This window comes from Streptomyces sp. NPDC104313, assembly GCF_055583985.1.
In genome coordinates, this window is sequence record NZ_JBVJMW010000022.1 from 1 (window position 1) to 3,023 (window position 3,023).

Here is a 3,023-nt window from a genome sequence, read left to right on the forward strand (position 1 = left end):
TCAGCAGGGCGTCCAGGTTGTTCGTCACACAACGATCTTGGACGCCCTGTCTGCATTCCCGAACGCATCGTCAGCATTCGGAATGACTCGTCTAGCCGTACGCACTAAGGCTTCGGGGCCTTCCCCACATCCTTCGCCGCGTCCTTGCCGGTGTCCTTACCCGCGTTCTTGGCGGCATCCCTGCCCGCGTCCTTCTCCGCGTTCTTGGCGGCCACCACCGCGTCGAACACGTCCCGCTTGGGCAGCCCGGCGGCGGCGGCGACGGCGGCGATCGCCTCCTTGCGCCGCTCCCCCGCCTCCTCGCGCACGCGCACGCGCCGCACCAGTTCCCCGGCGTCCAGCCCCTCGTCGCCGGAGTCGGTGGCGCCCTCCACGACGACGGTGATCTCCCCGCGTACGCCGTCGGCGGCCCACACGGCCAGCTCCCCGAGCGGACCGCGCTTGACCTCCTCGTACGTCTTGGTCAGCTCCCGGCACACGGCGGCGCGGCGCCCGTCGCCGAAGACCTCGGCCATCGCGGCGAGGGTGTCGTCGAGCCGGTGCGGGGCCTCGAAGAAGACCATCGTGCGGCGCTCACCGGCGTTCTCGCGGAGCTTGGAGAGCCGTTCACCGGCCTTGCGGGGCAGAAACCCCTCGAAGCAGAACCGGTCCACGGGCAGCCCGGAGAGCGCGAGCGCGGTGAGCACGGCGCTCGGCCCCGGGACGGCGGTGACACGGATGTCCTTCTCCACGGCGGCGGCGACGAGCCGGTAGCCGGGGTCGGAGACGGACGGCATGCCCGCGTCCGTGACGAGCAGGACACGCGCGCCGCCGGTCAGGGCTTCCACGAGTTCCGGCGTACGGGCGGACTCGTTCCCCTCGAAGTAGGAGACGACACGCCCCGAGGTGTGGACGCCGAGCGCCTGGGTGAGCCGGCGCAGCCGCCGGGTGTCCTCGGCGGCGACGACGTCGGCCCGCTCCAGTTCGGCGGCGAGGCGTGGCGGGGCGTCCGACACGTCACCGATGGGGGTCCCTGCGAGCACGAGCGTTCCAGTCGTTCCAGTCACATCAGCCATCCTCGCAGCACGGGCAGCGCCCTTCGCACAGATGCGTTCCCTACGATGGCGCGGTGACGAGTACCGCACCCGAGACCCAGCGGGGCCAAGACGCCGGGGAGCCGCTCGGCGAACAGCCGACCTCCTGGCAACGGCGGCTGCGCCGCTTCGGACATGTCCCCCGCCCGGAGACCTCTCTCCGCGACCGGCTGGACCCGCCGTACGCGCGGCCCGGACGGCAGGTGTGGTCGGTCCTCGCGATCCCGCCGCACGTGGCCGACCGGCTGGTGCGGTGGTCCGGCTGGGGCGGTCCGCTGCTGGTGACCCTGGTCGCCGGGCTGCTGCGCTTCTGGAGGCTGGGCCAGCCGCACGCGGTGATATTCGACGAGACGTATTACGCGAAGGACGCGTGGGCGCTGGTCAATCAGGGGTACGAGGGGTCCTGGCCCAAGGACGTCGACAAGCTGATCCTGAAGGACCCCTCCTCCGTCCCGATCCCGACCGACCCGGGCTATGTGGTCCATCCGCCGGTCGGCAAGTGGATCATCGGGATCGGCGAGCAGCTGTTCGGCTTCACGCCGTTCGGCTGGCGCTTCATGGTGGCGGTGCTGGGCACGATCTCCGTGCTCCTGCTGTGCCGGATCGGCCGGCGGCTGTTCCGCTCCACGTTCCTGGGCTGTCTGGCGGGGCTGCTCCTCGCGGTGGACGGGCTGCACTTCGTGATGAGCCGGACCGCGCTGCTCGACCTGATCGTCATGTTCTTCGTGCTGGCCGCGTTCGGCTGCCTGGTGGCCGACCGTGACCATGCCCGCCGCCGGCTGGCCGACACCCTGCCGGTGGACGAGGAGGGGGTGCTGCGCCCGGACGCCCGGATCGCGGAGACCCTGCGCCTGGGGTGGCGGCCGTGGCGGCTGGCGGCGGGCGTGATGCTGGGCCTGGCCTTCGCCACGAAATGGAACGGCCTCTACTTCCTGGCCGCGTTCGGCCTGATGACGGTCCTGTGGGACGTCGGCGCGCGCCGCACGGCGGGTGCGGTACACCCCTACCGGGCGGTGCTGCGCCGGGACCTGATCCCCGCGTTCTTCTCGACGGTGCCGGTCGCGATCGTCACGTACGTCGTGTCGTGGACCGGCTGGATCGTCACGGACAAGGGCTACTACCGGAACTGGGCGGCCACCGAGGGCAAGGACTCCTCCTGGAGCTGGCTGCTGCCGGACTGGCTGCGCAGCCTGTGGCACTACGAGAACCAGGTGTACGACTTCCACGTCGGCCTGACATCGGGCCACACGTACGAGTCCAACCCGTGGAGCTGGCTGGTGCTGGGCCGGCCCGTGTCCTATTACTACGAGGAGCAGGCCGGCTGCAAGGAGTCGGCGACCGGCAAGTGCGCCAGCGAGGTCCTCGCCATCGGCACCCCGCTGCTGTGGTGGCTGGCGTGCTTCGCCCTCGTGTACGTGCTCTGGCGCTGGTTCTTCCGCCGCGACTGGCGGGCGGGCGCGATCGCCTGCGGTGTGGTGGCGGGCTGGCTGCCCTGGTTCTTCTACCAGGAGCGGACGATCTTCCTCTTCTACGCGGTGGTGTTCGTCCCGTTCCTGTGCCTGGCCGTGACGATGATGCTGGGCGCGATCGCGGGCCCGGCCGCAGGCGCGGGCACCCGGGCGGAACTGGGCCTCCCCACCCAGGACCCCACCGGTGAACGCCGCCGCACGCTGGGGGCGGTCGCGGTGGGCGTGCTGGTGCTCCTGATCGTCTGGAATTTCATCTACTTCTGGCCGCTGTTCACGGGGACGTCCATTCCGGACGACCTGTGGCGGGACCGTATGTGGCTGGACACCTGGGTATAGACGCCACGGCTACGGAACAAGAGGCCGAAATGCGGGCGGGGGGGGGCCCCAAATGCGGGCCGCCCCCCCCCCCATAAAAACAACCCCGGCGGTTTGGGAATAAAACCCGTCTACACACCCCCCCCCGGGCGGAGAACTGGTTTAT

Annotated in this window: 2 protein-coding genes; one reads left to right on the forward strand and one right to left on the reverse strand. The window is 70.5% G+C overall.

All coding sequences use genetic code 11. The features are described from left to right. Positions 1 to 104 precede the first annotated feature (104 nt). The gene (gene rsmI / locus ACZ60Q_RS33275; protein ID WP_469641300.1) at positions 105 to 1,055 is read right to left on the reverse strand and encodes a 16S rRNA (cytidine(1402)-2'-O)-methyltransferase; all 951 of its coding nucleotides are present in this window, start codon (positions 1,053 to 1,055) and stop codon (positions 105 to 107) included. A 53-nt stretch (positions 1,056 to 1,108) separates the two neighbouring features. On the opposite strand from rsmI, the gene ACZ60Q_RS33280 reads away from it, so the two are divergent. Then, a complete protein-coding gene (locus tag ACZ60Q_RS33280) occupies positions 1,109 to 2,878 on the forward strand; it encodes a dolichyl-phosphate-mannose--protein mannosyltransferase (RefSeq protein WP_469641301.1) in 1,770 nt (589 codons plus the stop codon). The last annotated feature ends 145 nt before the right edge of the window (positions 2,879 to 3,023 follow it).

Coding starts and splice junctions, on each gene's coding strand:
- rsmI (WP_469641300.1), bottom strand. CDS start 1,055: ATGGCTGATGTGACTGGAACGACTGGAACGCTCGTGCTCGCAGGGACC.